This window comes from Amycolatopsis sp. NPDC104775 (assembly GCF_055583325.1).
On the sequence record NZ_JBVJOE010000004.1, the window covers coordinates 463473 to 486685 of the forward strand.

25 protein-coding genes and 1 pseudogene are annotated in these 23213 nt (G+C 70.6%); 24 read left to right on the forward strand and 2 right to left on the reverse strand.

Annotated elements, in window-relative coordinates; translation table 11 throughout:
- Position 1 precedes the first annotated feature (1 nt).
- The 16 genes from ACZ63D_RS20790 (at position 2) to ACZ63D_RS20865 (ending at position 13331) form a co-directional block, all read left to right on the forward strand.
- A complete protein-coding gene (locus ACZ63D_RS20790; protein WP_465355956.1) occupies positions 2-754 on the forward strand; it encodes a 16S rRNA (uracil(1498)-N(3))-methyltransferase in 753 nt (250 codons plus the stop codon).
- A 486-nt stretch (positions 755-1240) separates the two neighbouring features.
- Positions 1241-1618 (forward strand): histidine triad nucleotide-binding protein, encoded by a 378-nt coding sequence (locus ACZ63D_RS20795; RefSeq protein ID WP_465355957.1) that lies wholly within the window; start codon positions 1241-1243, stop codon positions 1616-1618.
- Between the two features lie 94 nt (positions 1619-1712).
- A complete protein-coding gene (locus ACZ63D_RS20800) occupies positions 1713-2759 on the forward strand; it encodes a PhoH family protein (protein ID WP_465355958.1) in 1047 nt (348 codons plus the stop codon).
- Positions 2756-3307 (forward strand): rRNA maturation RNase YbeY, encoded by a 552-nt coding sequence (ybeY, locus tag ACZ63D_RS20805; RefSeq protein WP_043837412.1) that lies wholly within the window; start codon positions 2756-2758, stop codon positions 3305-3307. The genes ACZ63D_RS20800 and ybeY overlap by 4 nt, the downstream gene beginning before the upstream one ends.
- 9 nt (positions 3308-3316) lie before the next feature.
- Positions 3317-4642 carry a hemolysin family protein gene (locus tag ACZ63D_RS20810; protein WP_465355959.1) on the forward strand — a complete coding sequence of 442 codons (1326 nt, stop codon included), beginning with the start codon at positions 3317-3319 and terminating at the stop codon, positions 4640-4642.
- The gene (locus ACZ63D_RS20815; protein ID WP_465355960.1) at positions 4635-4973 is read left to right on the forward strand and encodes a cytidine deaminase; all 339 of its coding nucleotides are present in this window, start codon (positions 4635-4637) and stop codon (positions 4971-4973) included. The genes ACZ63D_RS20810 and ACZ63D_RS20815 overlap by 8 nt, the downstream gene beginning before the upstream one ends.
- Positions 4970-5869 carry a GTPase Era gene (gene era / locus ACZ63D_RS20820; RefSeq protein ID WP_465355961.1) on the forward strand — a complete coding sequence of 300 codons (900 nt, stop codon included), beginning with the start codon at positions 4970-4972 and terminating at the stop codon, positions 5867-5869. The genes ACZ63D_RS20815 and era overlap by 4 nt, the downstream gene beginning before the upstream one ends.
- A 75-nt stretch (positions 5870-5944) precedes the next feature.
- Complete coding sequence (locus tag ACZ63D_RS20825; RefSeq protein ID WP_465355962.1) at positions 5945-6274, forward strand: CD225/dispanin family protein; 330 nt, start codon at positions 5945-5947, stop codon at positions 6272-6274.
- Positions 6271-6720, forward strand: a complete 450-nt coding sequence (locus ACZ63D_RS20830) for a DUF2752 domain-containing protein (protein ID WP_465355963.1) — start codon at positions 6271-6273, stop codon at positions 6718-6720. Before ACZ63D_RS20825 ends, ACZ63D_RS20830 begins: the two co-directional genes overlap by 4 nt.
- 175 nt (positions 6721-6895) lie before the next feature.
- Entirely contained in the window at positions 6896-8266 is a 1371-nt protein-coding gene (locus ACZ63D_RS20835; RefSeq protein ID WP_465355964.1) for an RDD family protein, read from the forward strand.
- A 45-nt stretch (positions 8267-8311) separates the two neighbouring features.
- The gene (locus tag ACZ63D_RS20840; RefSeq protein ID WP_465355965.1) at positions 8312-8770 is read left to right on the forward strand and encodes a CD225/dispanin family protein; all 459 of its coding nucleotides are present in this window, start codon (positions 8312-8314) and stop codon (positions 8768-8770) included.
- Between the two features lie 49 nt (positions 8771-8819).
- Positions 8820-9596 (forward strand): DNA repair protein RecO, encoded by a 777-nt coding sequence (recO, locus tag ACZ63D_RS20845; RefSeq protein ID WP_009080945.1) that lies wholly within the window; start codon positions 8820-8822, stop codon positions 9594-9596.
- A 26-nt stretch (positions 9597-9622) separates the two neighbouring features.
- Positions 9623-10441, forward strand: coding sequence for an isoprenyl transferase (locus ACZ63D_RS20850; protein WP_465355966.1), 819 nt, complete (start codon positions 9623-9625; stop codon positions 10439-10441).
- On the forward strand, positions 10438-10857 hold the full coding sequence (locus ACZ63D_RS20855) for a hypothetical protein (RefSeq protein WP_465355967.1): 420 nt from the start codon (positions 10438-10440) through the stop codon (positions 10855-10857). The genes ACZ63D_RS20850 and ACZ63D_RS20855 overlap by 4 nt, the downstream gene beginning before the upstream one ends.
- Before the next feature lie 702 nt (positions 10858-11559).
- Positions 11560-12579 (forward strand): permease, encoded by a 1020-nt coding sequence (locus ACZ63D_RS20860; RefSeq protein WP_465355968.1) that lies wholly within the window; start codon positions 11560-11562, stop codon positions 12577-12579.
- On the forward strand, positions 12576-13331 hold the full coding sequence (locus ACZ63D_RS20865; protein ID WP_465355969.1) for a TIGR03943 family putative permease subunit: 756 nt from the start codon (positions 12576-12578) through the stop codon (positions 13329-13331). Before ACZ63D_RS20860 ends, ACZ63D_RS20865 begins: the two co-directional genes overlap by 4 nt.
- A 443-nt stretch (positions 13332-13774) precedes the next feature.
- Here the strand turns inward: ACZ63D_RS20865 and ACZ63D_RS20870 are convergent, their stop codons facing one another.
- Together ACZ63D_RS20870 and ACZ63D_RS20875 are read right to left on the reverse strand one after the other, a co-directional pair.
- Positions 13775-14188 carry a Fur family transcriptional regulator gene (locus ACZ63D_RS20870; protein WP_465355970.1) on the reverse strand — a complete coding sequence of 138 codons (414 nt, stop codon included), beginning with the start codon at positions 14186-14188 and terminating at the stop codon, positions 13775-13777.
- Positions 14189-14190: 2 nt separating this feature from the next.
- A pseudogene (locus ACZ63D_RS20875) lies at positions 14191-14592 on the reverse strand (ArsR/SmtB family transcription factor); the annotation flags it as partial.
- Positions 14593-15493: 901 nt separating this feature from the next.
- On the opposite strand from ACZ63D_RS20875, the gene ACZ63D_RS20880 reads away from it, so the two are divergent.
- From ACZ63D_RS20880 to ACZ63D_RS20915, 8 genes are all read left to right on the forward strand, one after another.
- Positions 15494-16603 (forward strand): hypothetical protein, encoded by a 1110-nt coding sequence (locus ACZ63D_RS20880; RefSeq protein ID WP_465355971.1) that lies wholly within the window; start codon positions 15494-15496, stop codon positions 16601-16603.
- A 3-nt stretch (positions 16604-16606) separates the two neighbouring features.
- Positions 16607-17242 (forward strand): class F sortase, encoded by a 636-nt coding sequence (locus ACZ63D_RS20885; protein ID WP_465355972.1) that lies wholly within the window; start codon positions 16607-16609, stop codon positions 17240-17242.
- 114 nt (positions 17243-17356) lie between these two features.
- Positions 17357-18019: a class F sortase gene (locus ACZ63D_RS20890; RefSeq protein WP_465355973.1), complete on the forward strand. Its 663-nt coding sequence runs from the start codon at positions 17357-17359 to the stop codon at positions 18017-18019.
- 90 nt (positions 18020-18109) lie between these two features.
- Positions 18110-19498 (forward strand): glycine--tRNA ligase, encoded by a 1389-nt coding sequence (locus ACZ63D_RS20895; protein ID WP_465356301.1) that lies wholly within the window; start codon positions 18110-18112, stop codon positions 19496-19498.
- Between the two features lie 151 nt (positions 19499-19649).
- Positions 19650-20579 carry an ABC transporter ATP-binding protein gene (locus ACZ63D_RS20900; RefSeq protein WP_465355974.1) on the forward strand — a complete coding sequence of 310 codons (930 nt, stop codon included), beginning with the start codon at positions 19650-19652 and terminating at the stop codon, positions 20577-20579.
- Entirely contained in the window at positions 20576-21316 is a 741-nt protein-coding gene (locus tag ACZ63D_RS20905; protein ID WP_465355975.1) for an ABC transporter permease, read from the forward strand. The genes ACZ63D_RS20900 and ACZ63D_RS20905 overlap by 4 nt, the downstream gene beginning before the upstream one ends.
- 23 nt (positions 21317-21339) lie before the next feature.
- On the forward strand, positions 21340-22569 hold the full coding sequence (locus tag ACZ63D_RS20910; protein WP_465355976.1) for a sensor histidine kinase: 1230 nt from the start codon (positions 21340-21342) through the stop codon (positions 22567-22569).
- The gene (locus ACZ63D_RS20915; RefSeq protein ID WP_465355977.1) at positions 22566-23171 is read left to right on the forward strand and encodes a response regulator; all 606 of its coding nucleotides are present in this window, start codon (positions 22566-22568) and stop codon (positions 23169-23171) included. Before ACZ63D_RS20910 ends, ACZ63D_RS20915 begins: the two co-directional genes overlap by 4 nt.
- Positions 23172-23213: the final 42 nt, after the last annotated feature.

The following is a 23213-nucleotide window of genomic DNA, read 5'->3' on the forward strand; positions in this document are numbered from 1 at the left end:
TGTGCCGGACACCACACTGCCGGTCTTCCTCGCCCCGGCGGTGCCCGCCGAAGGACGGGCGCTGCTCGACGGCGAGGAAGCCCGGCACGCGGCCACCGTGCGCCGGCTGCGCGTGGGGGAGCAGCTCGTGCTCTCCGACGGCGCCGGCGCGATGGCCCGCTGCGCCGTCGACGCCGTCGAAGCGGGCCGGGCGGCCTCGGTCACCCTCACCGTTCTCGAACGCTGGCAAGAGGAACCGCCCGCGCTGCGCGTCCACGTCGCCCAGGCGCTCGCCAAAGGCGACCGCGGGGAACTGGCCGTCGAACTGGCCACCGAAGCCGGCGCGGACGCGATCGTGCCCTGGCGCGCCGCCCGCAGCGTCGCCCGCTGGGACGACGGGCCCCGCGGCGAGAAAGCCCTCGCCCGCTGGCGCGCCACCGCCCGCTCCGCCGCCAAACAAGCCCGCCGCGCCCACGTGCCCGCCGTCGCCGAACCCGTCGGCACCCGCGAACTCGCCCAGCTCGCCGGCACCATGTCCGCGACCCTCGTCCTCGAATCCGGCGTCACCAGCAGACTCACCGAACTCGACCTCCCCGACGGCGGAGACCTCCTCCTCGTCGTCGGCCCCGAAGGCGGGATCACCGACGACGAACTCGCCATTCTCGAAGACGCCGGAGCCACCACCGTCCGCCTCGGCCCGACCGTCCTGCGCACCTCCACGGCGGCGGCTGTCGCACTGGGCGCGCTCGGCGTGCTTACCGGCCGCTGGCACTGACCGCCGGGACCCGCCGAACCAGCAAAACCCGGCAGAACCCCTAAACATCCGCACCAGGTGATGGCGCGCCGCACCCCCGACGGCTACTCTGCTTCGCAACGTGCGAACACAAGGGTTTCAGCCCGCCCCCGGGCGGGCATTACTCTTGGGTACGCGAACTCATGCCCCGCCGGGCACCTCCCCCCTCGGTCCGGCGGAGCCGCGGCGGCGGTGGAGCGACCCCCAGGCTCCACCGCGCCGCGGCGTCTTCGAATCGCTGGCGCGATTCTTCGCCGCCGCGGTTCCGCGATCATTCCCGGGGGGCCGAGCCCCCCGGACCCCCGCGGTGCGGTGGTTGCGGAGGGTGGGTCGGTCGCCTTGGTGAGTGTTGGTGGTTGCGTGAGGTGAGTCGGTCGCCTTGGTGAGTGTCGGTGGTTGCGGGGCGCGTGTCGGTCGCCTTCTTGAGGGTTCGTGTCGTGGTCGCTGTCTTGTTTGTAGGGTGTTGTTATGAGCGAGGGCGATGCGGCGGAGACGTTGTTCGAGCGGATTATCGCCGGAGAGATTCCGGCGGACGTCGTGTATGAGGACGAGGCGACGTTTGCGTTTCGGGACATCAATCCGCAGGCGCGGGTGCATGTGCTCGTGGTGCCTCGGAAGAGGTATCGGAACGTGGGGGAGTTGGCGGAGGCGGACCCGGAGTTGCTGAGCGCGGTCTTGGTGACGGCGCGGAAGGTGGCGGAGATCGAGGGGGTCGCCGAGAGCGGGTATCGGGTGGTGTTCAACACTGACGCTGACGCCGGGCAGACGGTGTTTCATGTGCACGCCCATGTGCTCGGCGGGGAGCAGCTGGGGTTGTTCGGGCGGCCGCAGGCCGGAGTGCGCTGAAACCGGGCTGCGAGGCAGGGAGCAGGACAAGTAGCATTCAAGGGTCCCTGTACGTTGACTTTGCGAAGTGCGCAGAAAGCAGGACCGAGGCCACGTGGCCGGAACTGAAACGGGCGGAGCCGCCCGAGGCGACAATCGGGTGCCGGCCGAGGCACAGGTTCGATTCCCGATCCCGGAGGCGGCTCAGCTGAGCCTGCTGGGGTCCCGGGACGAGAACTTGCGGGTGGCCGAAGAGCTGCTGGCGGCCGACGTGCACGTGCGCGGCAACGAGGTCACGCTGACCGGTGCCGCTGCCGACGTGGCGTTCGCGGAGCGGGTGTTCATCGAGCTGGTGCAGCTCGCCGGCGGAGGCCAGCAGGTCGGGCCGGACACGGTGCGCCGGACTGTGGGGATGCTGTCCAGCGGGGACGCGTCGCCCGCGGAGGTGCTGAGCCTCAACATCGTGTCGCGGCGGGGCAAGACCATCCGGCCCAAGACGCTGAACCAGAAGCGGTACGTCGACGCGATCGACAAGCACACGATCGTCTTCGGCATCGGGCCCGCGGGTACCGGCAAGACGTACCTGGCGATGGCGAAGGCCGTGCAGGCGTTGCAGGCCAAGCAGGTGACGCGGATCGTGCTGACCCGTCCCGCGGTCGAGGCGGGCGAGCGGCTCGGGTACCTGCCGGGGACGCTGAACGAGAAGATCGACCCGTACCTGCGGCCGCTTTACGACGCGCTGCACGACATGGTCGAACCGGAGTCGATTCCGCGGCTCATGCAGGCGGGCACGATCGAAATCGCACCGCTGGCCTACATGCGCGGCCGGACGCTGAACGACGCCTTCATCATCCTCGACGAGGCGCAGAACACCACGCCCGAGCAGATGAAGATGTTCCTCACCCGCCTCGGGTTCGGCGCGAAGATCGTCGTCACCGGCGACATCACCCAGATCGACCTCCCCGGCGGGCAGCGCAGCGGGCTCCGCGTCGTGCGCGACATCCTCGGCGGCGTCGAGGACCTGCACTTCGCCGAGCTCACCAGCCAGGACGTCGTCCGGCACAAACTGGTCGGCGACATCGTCGACGCGTACGAGAAGTGGCAGGCCGTGCAGGACGCGCAAGAGCAGCAGACCGGCGGCTGGAAAGGCTCCCGCCGATGAGCATCGAGATCGCCAACGAATCCGGCGTCGACGTCGACGAGGCGTCCATCGTCTCCGCCGCGCGCTACACGCTGGAGAAAATGGAGGTCAGCCCGCTCGCCGAGCTGTCCATCCTGTGCGTCACCCTCGAGGTGATGGAAGACCTCCACGAACGCTGGATGGACCTGCCCGGGCCCACCGACGTCATGGCCTTCCCGATGGACGAGCTCGACTCCTCGCGCCGTCCCGACGCGCCCGACTCGTCCCCGGCGCTGCTCGGCGACATCGTGCTCTGCCCGGCCTTCGCCAAGGACCAGGCCAAAACCGCGGGCCACCGGCTGATCGACGAACTGCACCTGCTCACCGTCCACGGCTGCCTCCACCTCCTCGGCTACGACCACGCCGAACCCGCCGAGGAACGCGAGATGTTCGGGCTGCAGAAGCGGATCCTCGGCGAATTCCAGGCCGCGGTCGCCGCGCACCAGGCCCGCGACGCGCAACGCGACGTCGACGACCGCGTCCTCGGCATCGCCGGGCTCGACGCGCCGCGGCCCGGGGAAACGCCCTAGGCTCCGACGATGGGAAACCCCCCGGCACAGGTCGTCATCGCGGTGACGCTGGTGCTGCTCGCGGGCGTGTTCGCGGCCGCGGACGCCGCGGTCGGCACGGTGTCGCAGGCCCGCGTCGACGGCTTGGTCCGCAACGGCCGCGTCGGTGCCCGCCAGCTCGCCGCGGTCGTCGCCGAACGCCGCAGGCACATCAACCTGCTGCTCCTGCTCCGGCTGGCCTGCGAACTCACCGCCACCGTGCTGGTCACCGTGTCCTTCGTCGCCTGGTTCGACCGGCTGTGGCTCGCGATCCTGGTGTCCGCGGTCGTCATGGTCGTGGTCAGCTACGTCCTCATCGGCGTCGGCCCGCGCACCATCGGCCGCCAGCACCCGTACCGCGTCGGCACGATCGTCGCCGGGCCGGTCCGCGCCCTCGGCACGGTCCTCGGCCCGCTGTCGCGGCTGCTGATCGTGCTCGGCAACGCGATCACGCCCGGTCGCGGCTTCCGCGAAGGCCCGTTCACCTCCGAAGTCGAACTGCGCGAACTGGTCGACCTCGCCCAGGAACGCGGCGTCGTCGAGGACTCCGAACGCGAGATGATCCACTCGGTGTTCGAACTCGGCGACACCGTCGCCCGCGAGGTCATGGTGCCGCGCACCGAAATCGTGTGGATCGAGCGCACCAAAACCGTCCGCCAGGCCCTCGCGCTCGCGCTGCGCACCGGCTTCACCCGCGTGCCGGTGATCGACGATTCGGTGGACGACATCGTCGGCGTGGTCAACATCAAAGACCTCATGCCCGCGTACATGGGCCCGGACGGGCCGAGCACGGCCGTCGGCGCGGTGATGAACCCGGCGAGCTTCGTGCCCGACTCCAAACGGCTCGACGAACTGCTCAAGGAAATGCAGCGCACGCACAACCACATGGCGATCGCGGTGGACGAGTACGGCGGCACCGCGGGCCTGCTCACCATCGAGGACATCCTCGAGGAGATCGTCGGCGAGATCACCGACGAATCCGACGCCGACGAACGCCCCGAAGTCGAGGAGCTCGAGGACGGCTCGGTCCGGGTCTCGTCCCGGCTCGGCGTCGACGACCTCGGCGAACTGTTCGGCATCGACCTCGAAGACCACGACGTGGAGACCGTGGGCGGGCTGCTCGCCGAGCGACTGGGTAGGGTCCCGCTGCCGGGGGCCGAAGCCGAGGTCGCCGGACTTCGGCTGTTCGCCGAAGGGGGCAAGGACCGCCGCGGCCGGATGCGCATCACGTCCGTGGTCGTCCGGCCGTCGTCGGCGCGCCCGCGCACCCGCCCGCCCCAGCCCGAAGAGCACGACAGGAGAGTCGAACATGCCTGACCTCGACGCCGAGGACCAGAAGCTGGTCACGCTGGCCCGTTCGGCCCGCGCCCGCACCGGCGCGGACGAAGGCGCCGCGGTCCGCGACACCGACGGCCGCACCTACGCCGCGACCACCATCGACCAGCCCTCGTTCAAGCTCACCGCCGTCCAGGCCGCCGTCGCCGCCGCGCTGTCCAGCGGCGCGGAAGGCTTCGAAGCCGCCGCCGTCGTCACCGCCGACGCGCTCGTCGCCGAGGCGTCCGTGCACGCGGTCCGCGACGTCACGAAGACAGCGCCGATCATCTTCGCCGACCCGTCCGGAGCCGTGGTCGAGGTGCTGCAGCCGTGACCGAACCGCACCGTTCCGGTTTCGCCTGCTTCGTCGGCCGTCCCAACGCGGGCAAATCGACCCTCACCAACGCGCTCGTCGGCACGAAGGTCGCGATCACCTCCAGCAAACCGCAGACCACCCGGCACGCCATCCGCGGCATCGTGCACCGCGACGACGCGCAGCTGGTGATCATCGACACCCCGGGCCTGCACCGGCCGCGCACCCTGCTCGGCCAGCGGCTCAACGACATCGTGCACGAGACCTGGTCCGAAGTGGACGTCGTCGGGTTCTGCGTGCCCGCCAACGAGAAAATCGGCCCCGGCGACCGGTTCATCGCCGCCGAGCTGACGAAGATCGCCCGGCGCACCCCGGTGATCGGCGTCGTCACCAAAACCGACCTGGTGAAACCGGAACAGGTCGCCGAGCAGCTGGTCGCACTGCAAGAAGTGATGGAGTTCGCCGACCTCGTGCCGGTGTCCGCCGTGGACGGGTTCCAGGTGCAGACCGTGGCCGATTTGCTGGTGCGGCGGCTGCCCGAAGGACCGCAGCTGTACCCGGGCGGCGAGCTCACCGACGAGCCGGAGCAGACCCTCGTCGCCGAGCTGATCCGCGAAGCCGCGCTCGAAGGCGTCCGCGACGAACTGCCGCACTCCATCGCGGTGACCGTCGAGGAGATGCTGCCGCGCGAAGACCGCGACGACCTCATCGACATCCACGCGCTGCTGTACGTGGAACGCCCCAGCCAGAAGGGGATCATCCTCGGGCACAAGGGCGAACGGCTGCGCGAGGTCGGCGCGACCGCGCGCAAGCACATCGAACGGCTGCTCGGCACGAAGGTGTATCTCGACCTGCACATCAAGGTGGCCAAGGACTGGCAGCGGGACCCGAAACAGCTGCGCCGGCTGGGTTTCTGACCGTGGTGAACGCGGGCGGCGGCGCGGGCGGGTAGCGTCAGGGCGAACCGCATCCGATTTGTCCAGGGGGATCCCATGACCGGCCCGTATCCGCCGCAGGGCCCGTACCCTCCTTCGTACGGGTATCCGCCGCAGTATCCGCCGCCGCCGGACAGCAACCTGGTGTGGGCGATCCTGGCGACGGTGTTCTGCTGCCTGCCGCTGGGGATCGTCGCGATCGTCAAAGCCAGCCAGGTGAACACCTTGTGGTATCAGGGATACGCGGCCGAAGCGCACCGCGCGGCGGACGAGGCGCGCAAGTGGGCGATGTGGTCGGCGCTCTCCGTCGCCATCCTGATCGGGCTGTACGTGATCGTCGCGCTCGTCGTGCTGCTGATCGCCGGAAACGTGCTCTGGTTCCATTGACCACCGTCTACACCGGACAGCCGGCGCGCGGAACCCGTGCGGTGGCAAGGGCTCTCGCCGGTCCGGCGGCCGCGGCTGGAGGGGTCGGCCTGGCGTGCGTCGCGGTGTGGCTCGGCGATCCGACCACGCCCGGCGGCCCGCTCCCGGTGTGCCCGACGAAGCTGCTCTTCGGGATCGACTGCCCCGGCTGCGGTGGGCTCCGCATGGCCTACAGCGTGCTGCACGGCGATTTTTCCGCGGCAGTGCACTACAACGCGGTGGCCATGGTGTTCGTCGCGCTGTTCGCGTGGAGCGGTCTCGCCTGGACGCTGGGAAGGCTGCGCGGCCGGGCGATGCGGTCCTGGCTGCACTGGCGCTGGACACCGCACGTCGTGGCTGTGGTGTTCGTCCTGTGGTTTGTCGTGCGCAACATTCCGTTCGCCCCGTTCACCGGCTTGTCCGTGTGAGTTAGCCCCGTTTTCGCCGTCCCCGGAACCGGTCCGGCGGCCGTCTCGTCCAACGCGTCACCCGATGCGGATACCTGCTCGGCCTCGCCCCGCTGGACCAGGTACGCTCCCGCGCACTGGCGTGTCCGCAGTGGACTCGGCCAGGTTCAGCGCGCAGTGACGAGGGGAACACTCGATGACCTATCCCTACGGCCAGCCCGGCGGCCCGCCTCAAGGCGGACCGTCATTCGGCGCGCCGCCGGGACAGCAGGCACCGGGCGGCTACCCCCAGCCGGCGGGATTCGGGCAGCCGTACGGCCCCGGCCGGGTCTACGCGGACTGGGGCCAGCGCGCCGGCGCCTACCTCATCGACTTCGCCCCGCTTCTCGGCGGGCTCCTGCTCGCCGTGCTCGTGTCGCTGGCCTCCGGCGTCGCGGGCACGATCGTCTACCTCCTCGCGATCCTCGGCACGCTCGCCTGGTCGGTCTTCAACCGCTGGATCAACGGCGGCGGCACCGGCCAGTCGCTGGGCAAGCGGATCGTCGGCATCAAGCTCGTCAGCGAAGCCACCGGCGAACCCATCGGGGCCGGGATGGCGTTCGTCCGCGACCTCGCGCACGCGCTGGACAGCATGGCGTTCGCGCTCGGCTACCTGTGGCCGCTGTGGGACGATAAGGCGCAGACTTTCTCGGACAAGATCCTCGGCACGATCGTGGTGCCCGCCCACCCCGCGACCCCGGGCGCGCCCGGCGGATTCGGCCAGCCGGGCGGGTTTCCCGGCCAGTCTGGTGGTTTCGGGCAGTCAAGCCAGCCCGTTGGCTTCGGTCAGCCCGGCCAGGCTGGTGGTTTCGGTCAGCCAAGCCAGCCCGTTGGCTTCGGCCAGCCCGGCCAGGCTAGTGGTTTCGGTCAGCCGGGGCAGCCAGCCGGGTTTCCCGGCCAGCCTGGTGGTTTCGGCCAGCCAAGTCAGCCTGTCGGCTTCGTGCAGCCGGATCAGCCCGGGGGCTTCGTCCAGCCGGATCAGCCCGGCGGCTTCGTCCAGCCGGGTCAGCCCAGCGGATTCCTCGGCCAGCCCGGCGGCTTCGGTCAGCCAGGCCAGCCTGCCGAACCGGGAGCGTTTCCCGGTCAGCCGGGCGGTTTCCCGGGCCAGCCGGGCCCCGCGCCGCAGCCCGGATCCGGGCAGTTCGCGCCGGGCGGATTCCCCGCACAGCCGTCGCCGAACGCCGGTTTTCCCGCCGCGGCACCCGGATCCGGGACTCCGCAGCCGGGATTCGGCCAGCCGGTCCCGGGAACCTCGCCGCAGCAAGGATTCGCCCAGCCAGGCGTCCCGCCTCAGCCGCAGTCGGGCCAGCCAGGCCTCGCGCCCCAGCCCGCGTCGGGCCAGCCCGGCCCGACGGCGTTCGAGCAGCCCGAGCCGACCCAGGTCGTGCGCCCGCCCGCGCCCCCGCAGCCACCGTCCGAAGCGTCCGGCTCCGCCGGGCGCGCCCAGGTCGCGAACCCGGCAGCCGAGCCGGAAGCGACGCAGATGATCAAGCCGGAAACGCCGAAGCCCGGTCCGGCCCAGTCCTGATCCGCACCGGATCACGGTAAGTACGAGGAACTCGGGGGAACCCAGATGACCAATCCCTACGGCCAGCCCCAGCAGCCCTACGGCGGCCAGCCGCAGCAGCCCTACGGCCAGCAGCCGTACCCGCAGTCCGGTGCGACGCCGGCGCAGCCGTACCCGCAGCAGCCCTACGGCCAGCCCGTGCCGTACGGCCAGCCCGCCTTCGGCGGCGCGCCCGGCGGCGACATGAGCGCCATCAAGGACTACAAGGGCTGGGCGATCGGCTGCATCTTCCTGATGTGGATCGTCGCGATCTTCGCGATCATGAAGTCGAACGAAGTCCAGTCGTACAAGATGCAGGGCAACTACGCGATGGCCCAGCAGGCCTCGCAGACGACGCGGACGCTGTGCCTGGTCGCCACGATCATCGGCGCGCTCGGCTGGCTGTTCGCGATCATCATGATCATCATCAGCATCGTGGCCGCGTCCGAGGTGCACAGCTACTACTGCACCGGCAGCTACTGCTGAACCAGGGTGTCCCGCCCCGGCATCGACGGCGAAGTGCGACGATGTCGGGGTGGTGAACCTCTACCGCGACACCGGGGTGGTGCTGCGCACGCACAAGCTGGGCGAGGCCGACCGGATCGTCACCCTGCTCACGAAGCGGCACGGCAAGGTCCGGGCCGTCGCGAAGGGCGTGCGGCGCACGTCGTCGCGGTTCGGGGCGCGGCTGGAGCCGTTCGGGCACGTGGACGTGCAGTTCTATCCCGGCCGGTCGCTCGACGTCATCACCCAGGTCGAGACCGTCGACGCGTTCGCCCTCCCGCTGGTGGCCGACTACCAGCGCTACACCGCCGCGAGCGCGATCGCGGAAACCGCTGACCGGCTTTCCGCTGAGGAAGGCGAGCCGGTCCTCAAGCTGTACCTGCTGGTCGTGGGCGCGTTGCGGGCACTGGCCGGCGGGCAGCGGGACGCGTCGCTGGTGCTCGACGCGTTCTTCCTCCGGGCCATGGCCTACGCGGGCTGGGCCCCGGCGATCACCGAATGCGCCCGCTGCGGACTTCCCGGCCCGCACGCGGCGTTCAACGTCGCCGCGGGCGGCTCGATGTGCCCGGACTGCCGCATCGCCGGCTCGGTGCATCCCGCGCCCGAGGTGCTGACCCTGCTGGACGCGCTGCTGCAGGGGGAGTGGGCGGTCGCGGAATCGTCGCCCGGGATCACCCGCCGGGACGCCTCCGGCCTGGTCGCGGCGCATCTGCAGTGGCATCTGGAACGGCAGCTGCGGTCGCTCCCGCTCGTGGAGCGGCGTGCCCGGGAGGCCGCCGGGCCCGGCCCAGTAGGGTCGGCCGGGTAGGAAGTCCAGTCATCAGGAGGCCGAGAGTGCTGCGCAGGGGACGGGAGACCCGCCCGGCGGGATACGAGCTGCGGGCGCCGGAACCGCACGTCTCCGGGGCGAAACCGCCGGAAATCCCGTCGGACCTGCTGCCGAAGCACGTCGCGCTCGTCATGGACGGCAACGGCCGCTGGGCCAACCAGCGCGGCCTGCCGCGGATCGAGGGCCACAAACGCGGCGAGGCCGTGATGATCGACGTCGCGAGCGGCGCGGTCGAGATCGGCGTGAAATGGCTGTCGGTGTACGCGTTCTCGACGGAGAACTGGAAGCGCAGCCCCGAGGAAGTGCGGTTCCTCATGGGCTTCAACCGCGACACCATCCGCCGCCAGGTCGACTACCTCGGCTCGATCGGCGTGCGCATCCGCTGGGCCGGGCGGCGGCCGAAGCTGTGGGCCAGCGTGATCAAGGAACTGCAGATCGCCGAAGAGAAGACCAAGAACAACACCAAGCTCAACATGACCATGTGCGTCAACTACGGCGGCCGCGCCGAACTGGGCGACGCGATGCGCCGGATCGGCCAGGACGTGGCGGCCGGGAAGATCAACCCGGACAAGATCGACGAGCGCACCATCGGGAAGTACCTGTACCAGCCGGAAATGCCGGACGTCGACCTGTTCCTGCGCCCGTCCGGGGAGCAGCGGACGTCGAACTTCCTGCTGTGGCAGTCGGCGTACGCGGAAATGGTCTATCAGGACACGCTGTTCCCGGACTTCGACCGGACGCACCTGTGGCAGGCGTGCCTCGACTTCGCCAAGCGCGACCGCCGGTTCGGCGGCGCGGTGGACCAGGCAGGGAGCACGAAATGAGCACCGCGGAAGCCGCCGAGACCGGCGCACTGCTCACCCGGGCGCGCGAAGCGCTGGAACGCTACCTGGAAGTCCACGTCGACGACGACGGCGCGATCACGTTCTCCCACGCGGAGGTCCCGTGCGTCATCCAGGCGACCCGCCTCGCCGACGGACTGACCGTGCTCAGCCTGACCTGCGTGGTGGCCTGGGACATGCCCGACGACCCGGCCCTGGCGGTGGCCGTCGCGGAGCGCGCCGGGCAGGGCCTGTTCGGGACGCTGGGCGTCGGCCACACCGAGCGCGGGGTGGACGTGACGCTGCGGTACGCGTTCCCGGCGGAGGGGATGGACCCGTCGCCGCTGGGGACGCTGCTGATGCTGGTGGTTTCCACTGCTTCGCAGCTGCGGACCGAACTGCCTGGTGTGGAGGCTTGAGCCGGGTTTCGGTGTCCTGACTGGGGGTTGCCGGACGGGTTGGGCGCGGTGTGGTGGGTCGGTTGGGGCGGCGATCCGTGCGGTCGCTTTGGCTGGTCGGAACTGCGTTTGCCGGTCAGTTCGGGTTCGCGGTTTCGTGGCTCTGCGGGGACGGCAATTCGCGCTGTCGCCTCGGCCGCTCCTTCTTCGCGGTCAGGTGGCGCACCGCCTGAGCGATTTCGCGCACCCGCCAGCGTCGCGGATTCCCTTTGGCCAGAACGCGTTTCGGCCCCCGGCCGCCTCGCCAACCCGCTGAGGCTGCCCCGTGTGCCGCCCCAGCATCGCGGATCTCCTTACCTGGAATCACTTTCTCGCTTCCACCAGTCCGTCGTCACCCCGGTGCCAGCTTGGTTTTCGCGGTCACCTTCGGCGTTCGCGACCGCTTCGCCTTCGCCTCGGCTTCGGCCGTGTACTGAACGTCCGCCGCTCGCCCAAGTCGTGGCTTCGCCCATCCCCGCTGGTTCGTCCTCTCTGCCCTTCCTTCCGTACACGCCGCTCTTGCGCCCGAGATCCCACCGCACCCGGTCCCCGTTCTCCGCACCGCCCAATTCCACCCCTTATCTCCTTCCCAATCGGGTGACATTCACGCAAACCCGGCGCGAGGGGTCCCCTCGCGACACCTGCGGCTGGGTTCTGTCGGACCCGGCTGGCATCATCGCGTTCGTGGAAACCCTTTCCAACAACGCCGCCGAGGAGCGACCCCGCACGCGGCGGTTCCGGATCAGCTCGATCGAGATCCTGTGCGCCGTGCTGCTGGTCGCCGTCCTCGCGCAAAGTAAGCTCCAGGACCTCTTCGACGTGCCCGCGCTGCGCACCGGCTCCACCGTGTTCGTCGCGGTGTGCGTGCAGGCGCTGCCGTTCCTCGTGCTCGGCGTGCTGATCAGCGGCGCGATCGCCGCGTTCGTGCCCGCCCGCGCGCTGGAACGGGTGCTGCCGAAGAAAGCGTCGGCCGCGGTCGGCGTCGCGGGGCTGGCCGGAGTCGCCCTGCCCGGTTGCGAATGCGCGTCGGTCCCCGTCGCGCGGCGGCTGATCGGCCAAGGCGTCGCGCCCGCCGCCGCGCTCACCTTCCTGCTCGCCGCGCCCGCGGTGAACCCGGTAGTGCTGGTGGCCACCGCGGTCGCGTTCCCGGGCCGTCCGGAAATGGTGTTCGCCCGGTTCGCCGGCTCGCTCGCCACTGCGATGGCGATGGGCTGGATCTGGGCCCGCTGGGGCAAACTCTCCTGGATCACCGAACGAGCCTTGCGCCGGTTGCCCGACGTCCAGCCGGGCCAGCGATGGCGCGTATTCGCCGAAACCGCCCGCACTGATCTCGTGGAAGCTGGCGGCTTCCTCGTCCTCGGCGCGTTGATTTCCGCTTCCCTCAACGTTCTCGTGCCCGCGAAATGGTTCGAAGTGCTGTCGGGCCAGATCGTCGTCGGCGTTGTGGTGATGGCAGTCCTGGCCGTGGTCCTCGCGCTGTGCAGCGAGGCCGACGCGTTCGTCGCCGCTTCCCTCACCGCCGTGCCGCTGCTGCCGAAGCTGGTGTTCCTGGTGGTCGGCCCGGCCGTCGACGTCAAGCTTTTCGCTTTGCAGACAGGCACTTTCGGCCGCTCCTTCGCCGCCCGGTTCGCCCCCGTCACCTTCGTGGTGGCCATCGCCTGCGGCACCATCGCGGGCGTGATTTTCCTCGGGGGCGTCCGATGAGGCGCGAAACCCAGAACGTCCTGCTGATCCTGCTGGGCGGAGCCCTGGTGAAGATCGCCCTCAACGGCGACTACCTGCGCTACGTGAAACCGGCCCAGCAACCCTGGATCATCGCCGGCGGCGCGGTAATGCTGCTGCTGGGCGCCGCAGCCATCATCCGCGACATCGCGACCGCCCGCGCCGCGGCGAAAGCAGCCCACGGATCCGAAGCAGACAACGGCCATTCCGACGCGCACGGCCACCACCATCACCCCGCGCGCTCAGCCTGGCTGCTGGTCGTCCCAGTACTGGCAGTGTTCCTGGTCGCCCCGCCCGCGCTAGGCGCGGATTCCGTCACCCGCACCGAAGCACGCCTGCCCGCCAGCGCCGCGACCACGTCGGCAGCCGCCTTTCCGCCGCTCCCCGCCGGAGCGGTGGTTCCCATGGCGATGAACGAGGTAGTCACGCGCGCGGGCTGGGACGCCAACGGCACCCTGAACGGCCGCACCGTCGAGATTTCCGGATTCGTCGTGCACACCGGAGGCCAAACCTTGTTGGCCCGCCTGGTCATCAGCTGCTGCGCGGCCGACGCGGCCCCCGTCACCGTGCACCTCAAGGGCGGTGACGCCGACCGCTTCCCGAGTGACACCTGGCTGCGCGTCGCGGGCCAGATCGTCCCCGGTACCGCGACCCAGGCCAACAGCTACACGCCGGACCTGGTCCCGTCGACAGTCGAGCGGATCAACGCGCCGAAGGATCCGTATGAATACTGAACGGCCTAACGCCCTCGACCCGTCGGCCGCGACCGCCCCAGAGCGCGGACCACCGCACCCACCCGCCCGGTGCACCTGAGCTTCTTCGGCTGACCCCGGAGCGGTTCCGCTTCGCTCGCTCAATCCCGCCGCTTGAGCCAGCCTGGAACGGAACCTCACCGCCATCGACCCGAACCTGCCCAGAGTTGCGAAACCCGCGGCCCGACGGCCTCGCCGCAGCTCCACTTGCCCGGAGCAAGCCCCGAACCGCCGCCGGACCCCGCGTCTTCGGCCAGCCCGTAACGGTTCCGCCAGAGAACACCGAATCGGCTCACGAGTCCGACAGACCTGAGTGCTCCAGCCGCCGCCGGAGCGCAGACCTCGCCACACGGCCCAGCAGCCTGCGTGCCGGGCACCCCGAAACTTCCCGGGCACCCGTGGCGCAGGCCATGATCGGCCTGAGGTCAGCTAGCGTGCTCGGCGCAGGTGCCGGTGATCTCCACGGTGTGACTGATCTCGGTGAACCCGTGGTCCGCCGCGATCTTCTCCGCCCAGCGTTCCACCGCGGGACCCTCGACCTCCACCGTGCGCCCGCACACGCGGCATACGAGGTGATGGTGGTGGTGCGAAGAGCAGCGGCGGTAGATCGCCTCGCCGGAGTCGGTGCGCAGCACGTCGATCTCGCCCGCCTCGGAGAGCGACTGCAGCGTCCGGTAGACGGTGGTCAGGCCGATGCCGTCGCCGCGCTTGCGGAGTTCGTCGTGGAGCTCCTGGGCCGAGCGGAAGTCGTCGACGGTGCTGAGCAGGTCCACCACCGCCGCCCGCTGCTTCGTGGACCGCCGGCCGGGCACCGGGGCCGGTTTGGAGACCGAGGACATCGTCACTTCCCTTCCTGCACGTGGGCGACCGCGTCGACGACGATGTGCGCCAGGTGATCGTCCACCAGCCGGTAGACGACCTCGCGGCCGCGCCGCTCGCCCTGGACCACGCCCGCGGTCTTGAGAACGCGGAGGTGCTGGCTGATCAACGGCTGGGCGACGTCGAGTTCGTCCACGAGCTCGTGCACGCACCGGTCCGCCTCCCGCAACTGCAGCACGATAGCGATCCGCACCGGAGCGGCGAGCGCCCGGAGCAGCTCGCCCGCGTCGGTGAGCACGCCCGGGGGCAAGAGCGCTGGTCCCGACCCGGCGGCCCGATCAGCCGTCCCCGCCGCCTCGCTCGCACTCCCACCGCCGACCGGGTGCGGCGGGTCCGCGGGAGCCTCCGCCTGCCCGCCGACGGCCGCCTCGCCCGAGACAGCGGAAACACGCTCAGCGGAGGCCTCGACGTTCCCGCCCGCGGCCGCAACCGGGGCGGCCGAGGTTGTCGCGGCCGAGCCTGCGTTAGTCGTGCCGGGGTGTTCGGCGGTTGCTGGGTGCGGGGCAGTCGAGCGTGCGTTGGTGGTGCCGGGGTGTTCGGTGTCTGCCTGGACGGTTGCTGGGTGCGGGGCAGGCGAGCCTGCGTTGGTCATGCCGGAATGTTCGGTGTCTGCCTGGACGGTCGCCGGGTGCGGGACAGCCGAGCCTGTCGCGGCCGTGCCGGAGTGTTCGGTGTCTGCCTGGGCCGTCACCGGGTGCGGAGTAGGCGAACTCGCAGTGGTCTGGCCGGAGTGCTTGGCGAGTGTCTCGGCAGTCTCCGAGTGGGGAGGCGAACCAGCAGCGGTCGTCTCGGCCGCAACCTCGCGCCCCGCAGGCGTCCGCCCGCCGCCGGTCGTCGCCGCGCCCGGCGTGGCAGCGCCCGCGGCAGTGCCACCACGCTGCCCAGCCACACCCGCGCCCGGAGATCCAGCCCCCAGGCCGTCGGACAGGGCGCTCGAAGGTGCCGACGTCATCGCTGCCTCCACTCGCGTCCCGCCGTCCGCTTCGCCTCGACACTTCCCCCCCCCACCGAGAGGGCGGCGTTTCCGAAGCCGGATGTCATTGCCGATAACCTTCGCCGCCATCGTAGTGTTCCCTTTCCCGGGCGCGGTGCTCCCCGGGTCCAGGGGGACCGGCGGTCCGAACTGACCCGATCGGGTGAGTTCGGCGAGATGTGGCTTGTCGGCTGCACAAGGCGTGGCGGACGGTGCAAGGTTGTCGTGGTGGCGGTTGTCGCGTCTCGTACAGTGACGATCGCTCGGGGTTGCCGGAGGGCAGTGGGGAGACATGACTCGTTTCGGGACGAAGGCCGCGGTGGCGGCCCTGGTGGCACTGCCGGCTCTGGCCCCGGCCGCCGCGGCGCAGACGCAGGCCGGGCAGGCAGTCGACGAGAAGACCGGGCCGGTGTCGTTCGCCAACGCGGCGTCCGTCCGGCTCGGCGCCGATCCGCAGCACGGCGGCGCGCTGATCACCGAAACCCAGCGGTCCCCGCTCACCCCCGGCCAGTCGCAGCTCGGCACGGACCGGGTCGCGGTGCCGAAGGACCAGGGCGAGCGCAGCACCTTCGGCCCCAACTACGAGATCGACCTCGGCAAGTACGCCGACAGCTCGGCCAGCCCGTACCCGTCCGGCATCGCGAGCCGCGACCACCAGGTCGTCGCCGCGCTGCAGACCACCCACGTGCCCACGGCGGTCGCGGAGACGAACTACGCGCTGCGCGACAACAGCCGCGCCAAGCCCAAGCCGGTCGACAACACGATGCTGGTCCTCGAAGGCGCGCGCAGCTCGGTCGACTGCTCCGGTCCCGGCAAGGCCACCGGCTCCACCACGGCCGCTCGCGTCTGGGTGCGCGGCGAGGACGACGCGCTCAAGCAGGTCGCGATGCCGGCCAGCGGGTCGCTCAACGTCACCGGTCTCAAGATGGGCTCGCCCACGAGCGTGCCGCAGAGCGACCCGGCGAAGACCACCTCCGACCTCGTCGTGTCCCGCGTTTCCGCGTTCGACCAGCTGATCAAGCAGGACGGCTGGCGTTCCGGCGACGTCACCGCGCAGGCGGGCTGGCGCGTCGAGATCACCACGCACGCGCGCGACGCCAAGAACACCAAGCTGAGCGACGTGCAGACCGCCATGGTGCTCGGCGGCGTCAGCTGCTCGATCCCGAAGAACTTCGTCGCCGCGGCGGGCAACGGCTCGGGCAGCGGGGGCACCGTGCAGCAGCCGTCGGTGCCCACCGAGGTCCCGGCCGGCTACCTCGGCGCGCAGGCCGCCGCGCCGTCGGACGACCTGCGCCTGCCGCTCGGCTTCGGCCTGCTCGGCGGCGGTCTGCTGTTCGGAGCCGTCGCGATCGTGCTCGGCCGGCGCCGTGCGGCGCGGGTCGTCCGCTCTCGCGGCGAATAGGCCATGCCGCGCACCGTGCTGACGGTCGCGTCGGCGGTGATCGCCGTCCTGGCGATCGCGGCCGGCGTGATCGTCCTGACCTGGGTGCCGGTCCCGGCCGCAGTCGTCGCCGACCCGCCGCCCGGCTCCCTGCCGGGCGAGGACGGCGCGCCCGCCGAACTGCCCTCGGACGGCCAGGCGATCGGCCTGCAGCGCCCCGGCAGCGTCCGGCTCCCGGACGGCTCCGAGGCCCGGCTGAAACGCACCGAGATCACCCAGAAGGGCATCCTGCCGATCCCGCGCGGCCTCGGCGACGCCGCGTGGTGGGGCGCCCGCCTAGGCGCGAACGAGGGCGCGGCGGTGCTGTCCGGCCACGTCAACTGGGCCGGAACGAAGGGTCCCTTCGACGACCTGTGGCGCGTGCACACCGGCGACAACGTCAGCATCGTCGACGCTTCCGGCGGCCGCTGGCTCTACCGCGTCACCGGCGCGACCACGATCCCGAAGGAACAGCTGCCCGCCCAAGCCCCCGGCTGGTTCGCCCAGACCGGCCCGCACCGGCTGGTCCTGGTCACCTGCGGCGGCGACTACGTCGGCGGTACGGCGGGGTACGACGAGAACCGGATCGTGACGGCGGATCTGGTCTCCCGGCCGGACTGAACCGGCCCGCTTGAACTGCGTCCCCAGAAACCCATCCCGCCGAAAATCCGTGCAACCCCGCCGCCGCCCCACCGCATGTCTCCCCGGAGAAACATCCAGACCCAGGGGAGCACGATGCAGGGGACACAGGCCCAACCAGCACGCAAACGCGGCGCATTGATCGTCGTAGCCGCCGTCGTCGTAGTGGCGGCCATCGCCGCGGTGCTGATCTTCTTCACCGGCAAGGACACCGCCGATTCGGCGCAGCCGCAGCAGCAGACCGGCACCGCGCAGGTCGGCACCGGCCAGGCCGGGAACAGCCAAGCCGGAAACACCCAGCCGGACCCCGGCCAGACCCCGGGCACCGTCAAGCTTCCCGGCGGCGGGCAGGCGAAGCTGATCCCCGAGGAAGTCGGCGCGGACGGCGCGCTGCCGATCCCGAAGAGCCTCGCCGAAGCGGCCTGGTGGGGATCCGGACTCGGGGCCGCCCAGGGCGTCACGCTGCTGTCCGGGCACGTCAACTGGGCGGGCAAGTCCGGGCCGTTCCAGGAGCTCTGGCGGATGAAGGCCGGCCAGGTCGTCACCGTCACCGACACCGCGGGCAAGCAGTGGGAGTACAAGATCGACGAGGTGCGCACGATCCACAAATCGGACCTGGCCGCCGAATCCGCGAAGCTCTTCGACCCGGAGGGACCGCACCGGCTGGTGCTCGTCACGTGCGGCGGCGACTACGTCGGAGGCCAGGAGGGCTACGACGACAACCGGGTCGCGACGGCCTCGCCGGTCACCCGTTCGTGACCTCCGACCTGCGCGGAGGCTCCGGGGACCGGCCGGATACGCTGGACCTTCAAGTCCGATAACCGTCCCCGCATGCGTCCGGAGCGTGGAGTGCCCGCCAACAAAATCGAAACCGTCGTCAGCCTGTGCAAGCACCGTGGCTTCGTCTTCCCGTCGGGAGACATCTACGGCGGCACCAAGTCGGCGTGGGACTACGGGCCGCTCGGCGTGGAGCTCAAGGACAACATCAAGCGCCAGTGGTGGAAGACCGTCGTGCAGGGCCGCGAGGACGTGGTCGGCATCGACTCGTCGGTGATCCTGCCGCGCCAGGTCTGGGTCGCCTCGGGGCACGTGAACGTGTTCACCGACCCGCTGATCGAGTGCCTTTCGTGCCACAAGCGCTTCCGCGCCGACCAGCTCGCCGAGGACTTCGAGGCGCGCACCGGCAAGGCGACCACCGAGGACGACCTGTCCGAGGTGCCGTGCCCGAACTGCGGCACCCGCGGCAAGTACACCGAGCCGCGCGACTTCAACATGATGCTGAAGACGCACCTGGGCCCGGTCGAGTCCGAGGAAGGCCTGCACTACCTCCGCCCGGAGACCGCGCAGGGCATCTTCGTGAACTTCCTCAACGTGCAGAAGGCCTCGCGCAAGAAGCCGCCGTTCGGCATCGGCCAGATCGGCAAGTCCTTCCGCAACGAGATCACGCCGGGCAACTTCATCTTCCGCACGCGCGAGTTCGAGCAGATGGAGATGGAGTTCTTCGTCGAGCCGGGCGACGACGAGCAGTGGCACCAGTACTGGATCGACCAGCGCACCGAGTGGTACACCGACCTCGGCATCAAGCCCGAGAACCTGCGCCACTACGAGCACCCGAAGGAAAAGCTCTCGCACTACGCGAAGCGCACCGTCGACATCGAGTACCGGTTCGCGTTCAACGCCGGCCAGGAGTGGGGCGAGCTGGAAGGCATCGCCAACCGCACCGATTTCGACCTGACCACGCACTCGAACCATTCGGGCGTGGACCTGTCGTTCTTCGACCAGGCCTCGGGCCAGCGCTACCGGCCGTTCGTGATCGAGCCGGCCGCGGGCGTCGGCCGTTCGATGATGGCGTTCCTGGTCGACGCGTACGACGAGGAAGAGGTGCCCAACGCCAAGGGCGGCACCGACAAGCGCACCGTGCTGCACCTCGACCCGCGGCTCGCGCCGTTCAAGGCCGCGGTGCTTCCGTTGTCGCGCAACGCCGACCTGTCGCCGAAGGCGCGCGACCTGGCCGCGCGGCTGCGCAAGCACTGGAACGTCGACTTCGACGACGCCCAGGCGATCGGCCGCCGGTACCGCCGCCAGGACGAGATCGGCACGCCGTACTGCGTCACGGTCGACTTCGACACGCTCGAGGACAACGCGGTGACCATCCGCGAGCGCGACAGCATGAAGCAGGAGCGCATCTCGATCGACCAGGTCGAGTCGTACCTGGCCGGCCGCCTGCTCGGCTGCTGACCGGCGCGAAAACCCTTCCGGACGGCCCTTTCCCGCACGCGCGGGGGAGGGCCGTCCGGCGTTTCGCCCGCACCACCCCTGACACCTGTCACGGTCCGGTCGTGACGCTCGGCCTGCGTACCGGCCGCCGCGGCGCGGCACGCTTCAAGCCATGGACAACACACGGGAAATCGCGGCGGGGGCGGCGATCCGGCTGGGCGGGATCGCGAAGCGCTACGGCGACGTGCGCGCGGTCAAGCGCGTCGACCTGACCATCGCGCCGGGGGAAGTGGTGGCACTGCTCGGGCCCAACGGGGCGGGCAAATCGACCACCGTCGACATGATTCTGGGGCTCACCACTCCGGACGAGGGCACCGTTTCGGTGTTCGGCCAGACGCCCGCCGACGCGGTGCGCGCCGGGATGATCGGCGCGATGCTGCAGGGCGGCACGCTGCTGGACGACCTGACCGTGCGCGAAACCGTCGGTCTCGTCGCGAAACTGCACCGCCGTCCGATGCCGGTGGCCGACGCGCTGCGCGCCGCGGGCGTCGACGACATCGCCGACCGGCGGGCGAACAAGCTTTCCGGCGGCCAGAAGCAGCGGGTGCGGTTCGCGGTGGCGCTGGTGTCGGATCCCGATCTGCTGGTGCTCGACGAGCCGACCGCGGCGATGGATGTCGGCAGCAGGCGCGAGTTCTGGAAGTCGATGTACTCGTTCACCGAAACCGGCCGCACCGTGCTGTTCGCGACGCACTATCTGGAAGAGGCCGAGGAATTCGCCGACCGGGTCGTGCTGATGCGGGCCGGGGAGATCGTCGCCGACGGGTCCGTCGCGCAGGTCCGCGCCCTCGCCGGCGGCCGCACCATCCGCGCGGTGCTGCCCGCCGGGATCGGGGACGAGCTCGTCTCGGCCCTGCCCGCGGTCACTTCCTTCGAACTGCGCGGCGAACGCGTCGCACTGTCCAGTTCGGACTCCGACACCACCTTGCGCGCGCTGCTCGCCGCTGTCCCGGCCGTGCGCGACATCGAGATCAGCGCCGTCGGCCTCGAAGGCGCGTTCCTTTCCCTGACCTCCGACGAAACGGAAGAAGCCGTCCGATGAACCCCGCGTACCTGCTCGTCGAAACCCGCAGGCTGTTCCGCTCGCCGCGGTTCCTGATCTTCGTCGTGGCCTTCCCGGTCGTCATGTTCCTGTTGCAGGCCACGGTCTTCACCAACCCGTCCGCGCCGGACCACGTCGCGGTCGCGGCGGTGATCATGGTCAACATGATGACGTTCGGCACCTTCGCCGCGGCCATCACGAACGGCGCCCGGCTCGCGATCGAACGGGCCGGCGGCTGGCAGCGGCAGCTGCGGCTGACCCCGCTGTCCGGCGCGGGCTACCTCGGCGGCAAAGCGCTGTCCGGAATGCTCGCCGGGCTTCCCGCGCTCATCCTGGTGCCCGTCCTCGCCGCGTTCTCCCAGGGCGTGCACCTCGACCCGGCGGGCTGGCTGCGGGTCGTCCTCGGGATTTTCCTCGGCACCGTTCCGCTGGTGCTGCTCGGCCTGCTGCTGGGCCAGTTCGGCACGCCGGAGTCGATGCAGCCGATCAGCATGATCGTCACCCTCGGCATGGGTTTCCTCGGCGGGCTCTGGATCCCGCTGGAGGGCATGCCGTCCTGGATGCACGAGGTCGCGCAGATCATGCCGACCTACTGGGTGCTCGGGCTGGTCCGGCCCGCGGTGACGGACGGGCTGCTGGTGAGCCTGCCCGCCGCGATCGGCGTGCTGGCCGCGTGGACGCTCGTGCTCGGGATTGTCGTGGTCAGGCGATACCGTAAGGACAGTGCCCGGGTTTGACCGGGCAGGGAGGGAAGAACGACGTGTGGCCACTCGGACGGGAGGCGACGACCGGCCGGTCCCCGGAGCACCGGTTCGGGCTCAGGGACCGGGCGGCCTGGTGGGACGACCCGCCGACGAGCCCGGGACGCGGTCCGCACAAGGTCGGCTGGCCGATCTTCGCGGTGGCGTTCATGCTGCCGTTCCTGATCCCGGCCACCCGCGGCCTGCTCGTGGATTCCGGTCCGCTGGCGATCCGGCTCCTGCTCGGCGTGCTGCTCTACGCCTACGGTGCCTGTTACGTCGTGTTTCCCGCGGTGTTCGGCAAGTCTCGCCGGGTGAAGCTGTGGTTCGGCGGGGTGATGCTGGTGCTGGGCCTGCTGTGCGCGCTCAGCACCGACGCCAACCCGTACGTCCTGCTCTACGCCACCGCGACGCTGGCCTTCCTGTTCCCGGCCGCTTGGTCGTTGATCTTCAACGGGACGGCGCTGGGCGTGCTGGTGCTGGTCCTGTGGCTGCGCGGGGACTTGCCGGAGCACGTCTCGGACGTGATCACGGTCGCGTCGGTCACGTCGGCGATGTTCTTCATGTCCAACCTGATCCGCGTCATCCGCAGGCTGGAGCTGGCGAACCAGGAGATCGGCACGCTCGCGGTCGCGAACGAACGCGAGCGGGTCGCCCGCGATCTGCACGACCTGCTCGGGCACAGCCTCACCACGATCACGGTCAAGGCCGGTCTGGCGCGGCGGGTGCTGGAAAGCTCCGGTGACGTCGACCGGGCAGTGCAGGAGATCCACGAGGTCGAAGGGCTGAGCCGGTCGGCGCTGTCGGATGTGCGGGCGACAGTGTCGGAGTATCGCGAGGTTTCGCTGCCCGCCGAGATCGCGGGGGCGCGGGCGGCGTTGCGGGCGGCGGAGATCGACGCCGAGCTGCCGCACGCGGTGGACACTGTGCGCGCGGAGCTGCACAGCACGTTCGGCTACGTGCTGCGCGAGGCGATCACCAATGTGCTGCGGCATTCCGGTGCGAAGCAAGTGAAGGTGCGGCTCGGCCGCGATTGGCTGGAGATCGAGGACAACGGCCGCGCCGCGGGAGACGTCGTGCCCGGCAACGGCTTGCGCGGATTGTCCGAACGCCTGGCCGCGATCGGGGGCACGGTGACGACCCGGGCGCGGCCCGGGGGAGGATGGATCGTCCGGGCGGAAGCCCCGGAGCCGAGCCCGGGCGGATCCGCCGTCGCGGTGCGGGCCGAACCCGCTGGAGGACTGGCGTGATCCGGGTGCTGCTGGCCGACGACCAGGCGATGGTGCGCGGGGCGCTGGCCACCGTGCTCGGCCTGGAAACCGACATCGAAGTGGTGGCCCAGGTCGGCGCCGGCGACGAGGTGGTGCCCGCGGCGAAGGAGACGGCGCCCGATGTCGCGCTGCTCGACGTGCAGATGCCCGGCATGGACGGGCTCACCGCGGCGGCCGAGCTGAAAACCGCGCTGCCGGCGTGCCGGGTGATCATCTGCACCACCTTCGGCCGCCCCGGCTATCTCGCGCGAGCGATGGCCGCGGGGGCGGCCGGATTCGTGGTGAAGGACGCGCCGCCGGAACAGCTCGTCGAGGCGGTCCGCCGAGTCCACAGTGGACTCCGGGTGGTCGATCCGGCGCTGGCCGCGGAATCGCTCGCCACCGGAACCAGCCCGCTGACCGCCCGGGAACGCGACGTGCTCAGCGCGGCCAAGGACGGCAGTACCGTCGCGGACATCGCGAAATCCCTTTTCCTGTCCGACGGGACGGTGCGCAATCACTTGTCGTCGGCGATCGGGAAGACTGGTGCGCGAACGCGTGCGGAGGCGGTGCGGCTGTCGGAGGAACGCGGCTGGCTTTAACCCCTGAGGCGACATCGGGGTGCCTTCCCGGTGCCGGACCGC

Excerpts from the sequence above, each read along its gene's own strand:
- ACZ63D_RS20795 (WP_465355957.1), top strand. The coding sequence starts at position 1,241 with ATGAGCGAGGGCGATGCGGCGGAGACGTTGTTCGAGCGGATTATCGCC.
- ybeY (WP_043837412.1), top strand. The coding sequence starts at position 2,756 with ATGAGCATCGAGATCGCCAACGAATCCGGCGTCGACGTCGACGAGGCG.
- ACZ63D_RS20810 (WP_465355959.1), top strand. The coding sequence starts at position 3,317 with ATGGGAAACCCCCCGGCACAGGTCGTCATCGCGGTGACGCTGGTGCTG.
- ACZ63D_RS20815 (WP_465355960.1), top strand. The coding sequence starts at position 4,635 with ATGCCTGACCTCGACGCCGAGGACCAGAAGCTGGTCACGCTGGCCCGT.
- ACZ63D_RS20825 (WP_465355962.1), top strand. The coding sequence starts at position 5,945 with ATGACCGGCCCGTATCCGCCGCAGGGCCCGTACCCTCCTTCGTACGGG.
- ACZ63D_RS20835 (WP_465355964.1), top strand. The coding sequence starts at position 6,896 with ATGACCTATCCCTACGGCCAGCCCGGCGGCCCGCCTCAAGGCGGACCG.
- ACZ63D_RS20840 (WP_465355965.1), top strand. The coding sequence starts at position 8,312 with ATGACCAATCCCTACGGCCAGCCCCAGCAGCCCTACGGCGGCCAGCCG.
- ACZ63D_RS20855 (WP_465355967.1), top strand. The coding sequence starts at position 10,438 with ATGAGCACCGCGGAAGCCGCCGAGACCGGCGCACTGCTCACCCGGGCG.
- ACZ63D_RS20865 (WP_465355969.1), top strand. The coding sequence starts at position 12,576 with ATGAGGCGCGAAACCCAGAACGTCCTGCTGATCCTGCTGGGCGGAGCC.
- ACZ63D_RS20870 (WP_465355970.1), bottom strand. The coding sequence starts at position 14,188 with ATGTCCTCGGTCTCCAAACCGGCCCCGGTGCCCGGCCGGCGGTCCACG.
- ACZ63D_RS20880 (WP_465355971.1), top strand. The coding sequence starts at position 15,494 with ATGACTCGTTTCGGGACGAAGGCCGCGGTGGCGGCCCTGGTGGCACTG.
- ACZ63D_RS20885 (WP_465355972.1), top strand. The coding sequence starts at position 16,607 with ATGCCGCGCACCGTGCTGACGGTCGCGTCGGCGGTGATCGCCGTCCTG.
- ACZ63D_RS20890 (WP_465355973.1), top strand. The coding sequence starts at position 17,357 with ATGCAGGGGACACAGGCCCAACCAGCACGCAAACGCGGCGCATTGATC.
- ACZ63D_RS20900 (WP_465355974.1), top strand. The coding sequence starts at position 19,650 with ATGGACAACACACGGGAAATCGCGGCGGGGGCGGCGATCCGGCTGGGC.
- ACZ63D_RS20905 (WP_465355975.1), top strand. The coding sequence starts at position 20,576 with ATGAACCCCGCGTACCTGCTCGTCGAAACCCGCAGGCTGTTCCGCTCG.